The sequence below is a fragment of the Actinocorallia lasiicapitis genome, from assembly GCF_054778695.1.
The window spans coordinates 1-2,397 of the sequence record NZ_BAAGZI010000595.1 but is presented as its reverse complement, the minus strand read 5'-3'; the positions used below and the strand labels follow the sequence as shown (position 1 = coordinate 2,397).

General features: G+C 72.2%; 2 protein-coding genes. One reads left to right on the top strand and one right to left on the bottom strand.

The genetic code is table 11. The features are described 5' to 3' along the window. Nucleotides 1–185: 185 nt before the first annotated feature. Complete coding sequence (locus tag ACYVE7_RS32665) at nt 186–1,121, bottom strand: ACP S-malonyltransferase (RefSeq protein WP_460370266.1); 936 nt, start codon at nt 1,119–1,121, stop codon at nt 186–188. Between the two features lie 196 nt (nt 1,122–1,317). Between ACYVE7_RS32665 and ACYVE7_RS32660 the strand changes: the two genes are divergently transcribed. Next, nucleotides 1,318–2,397, top strand: a 1,080-nt coding sequence (locus ACYVE7_RS32660; protein WP_460370264.1) for a type I polyketide synthase, incomplete at its 3' end; no start/stop codon positions are given.

Below are 2,397 nucleotides of genomic sequence, written 5' to 3'. Positions count from 1 at the left end.
AGGGCGCCCGCCCAGCGCAGCGCCCGTGCGTGGGCGGCCTCATAGGTGATCGACTCCTCGCCCGCTCTGGCCGCCTCCCCGGTGGGGGAGACGGCCAGTCCCCGCAGGAACCTTTCGTGCAGCGCTCGGCCCGAGGGCTCGGTCATGGTCCCCTCCACAGGTGTGACGGCCGGCGCGTGCGCCGGTCAGGCGGCCGCGCTCCGGCGGCGCGGCCGCATCGCCGTCTCAGGGTTCACGGCGACGATCTCGAAGTTCTCGGTCATGCACGCCACCCGGCCCCAGAGCGCGTCCTGGCCCACGACGTGGACCCGGTCGACGCCCAGTTCGCGCAGGGTCGTGGTCACGGCTGGCCAGCGGACCGTCCGCACGACCGCGTCGAGCAGCAGGGTGCGCACACCGTCCGCGGTCCGGACGAGTGAGCCGTCGTGGTCGGACACGATCGGGATGGCGGGGTCGGCGAAGGTCACGGCGGCGGCCACCTCGGCCGCCAGTTCGTCCCGCAGGCCGGCGAAGGCCGCGGAGTGCATCGGCGGCCGCATCTCGTACAGGGGCAGGCCGCCGGCGGCGCGCAGCCGCGCCCGCAGCGGCTCCACGGTCTCCTGCCGCACCGACAGCATGTGGAAGTCGTGGTCGACGTGGCAGGCGACGTCGTACCAGGCGCCTTCCCCGTCGAGTTCGGCGAGGATCTCCGCCAGCTTCTCCTCGGGGACCCGCGCGAAGGACAGGGTGAGCACGTCGGTGTGCTCGCGGGCGAAGTAGGTCTCGGTCCTGCGGCCCCACGCGGCGGTCATCCGCACGGCGTCGGCGAAGGACAGCGCCCGGGCGTGGACGGCGGCGGGGATGCCGCCGAAGCTCGCGCCCGCGCACGTCCCGGCCGTCACGCCCGACCACTCGGCGAGCGCCACGCAGTTGAGCAGGAACGAGATCCGGGCCGCTTCGGAGTAGGCGGTCTCGCTGTCCTGGTAGCGGTCGGTGAGGGAGTAGCCGAGGACGTCGTCCGCTTCGGCCGTCAGCCGCCGTGCCACCGGATTGAGAAGCATGAACTTCGCGACGTCGGCGAAACGCGCCGGGCCGATGCCGGGAAAGACGATGGCGCCGCGGGTGACGGTTTCCTGGCCCATATTTCCCGACCTTTCTGAGAAATGGCGATATTCACGGCTGGCTGGCCCGTGCAGTCTCGCGTGCGGGCGTCAGGGAATGCAGCCCCTAGCGCCCCCTAACTTGCGGGAAGATCGACTAGGGGTTCTTGTGGGCATTAATTAGGTCATGTTAGACAAACGCCGTTCATTGAATCTGTCGTGATTACGGGGTGCGTCAATGGCCGAGCCGGTTAACATCCTCGATTTCGCCGCACGCCTGGACGGGCTGCCCGCCTCCGGGCGGCGGGCCGCGCTGCTCGACCTGGTCCTCACCGAGGCCACCGCGGTGCTGCGCCGGGCCGACCCGGACGGCACGACGGCCGTCGAGGCCGCCCGGCCCTTCCTCGAAGCCGGACTCGACTCGCTCGGCCTCGTCGCGCTGCACACGCGGCTCACCGCGGCCACGGGGACCGAACTGCCCGTCACGATCGGTTTCGACCACCCGACGCCCGAGGCGCTCGCCCGCCATCTGGGCGAGGTGCTGTTCGGCGCGGACGAGCCGCCCGCCGAACGCCCGTCCCCGATCAGGCCCGCCGTCGACGAGCCGATCGCGATCGTCGGCATCGGCTGCCGCTACCCGGGCGGCGTGCAATCTCCGGACGACCTGTGGCGGCTCCTGGCCGACGGCGCCCACGCCATCTCCGACTTCCCCGACGACCGGGGCTGGGACCTCGAGCGGCTGTTCGGCCCCGACCCGAGCGCGCCCGGCGCGAGCCTCGTCCGCCAGGCCGGGTTCCTCGAGGACGCCGCCGATTTCGACGCCGCGTTCTTCCGGATCAGCCCGAAAGAGGCCCTGGCGATGGACCCGCAGCAGCGGCTGCTGCTGGAGACGGGCTGGGAGGCGCTCGAACGCGCCGGGATCGACCCCGCGACGCTGCGCGGCAGCCGGTCCGGGGTCTTCATCGGCGTCGAACCGCACGAGTACGGGCCGCGGGTGCACGAGGCGCCCGAAGGCATGGACAGCTATGTGATGTCGGGGAACCTGCCGAGCATCGTGTCCGGCCGGGTCGCTTACACGCTGGGGTTGGAAGGTCCCGCGCTGACCGTGGACACCGCCTGCTCCGGTTCGCTGACCGCGCTGCACCTCGCGGTCAGGTCGCTGCGCTCAGGCGAGTGCGATCTGGCGCTGGCGGGCGGGGTCGCGGTTCTGGCGAGCCCCGGCACGTTCGCCGCGTTCAGCACACAGAACGGGCTCGCCGCCGACGGCCGCTGCAAGGCGTTCGCGGCCGCCGCCGACGGCATGGGCTGCTCCGAGGGG

Bases quoted from the DNA above. Each gene is read 5' to 3' on its own strand.
- ACYVE7_RS32665 (WP_460370266.1), bottom strand. From the start codon at position 1,121: ATGGGCCAGGAAACCGTCACCCGCGGCGCCATCGTCTTTCCCGGCATC.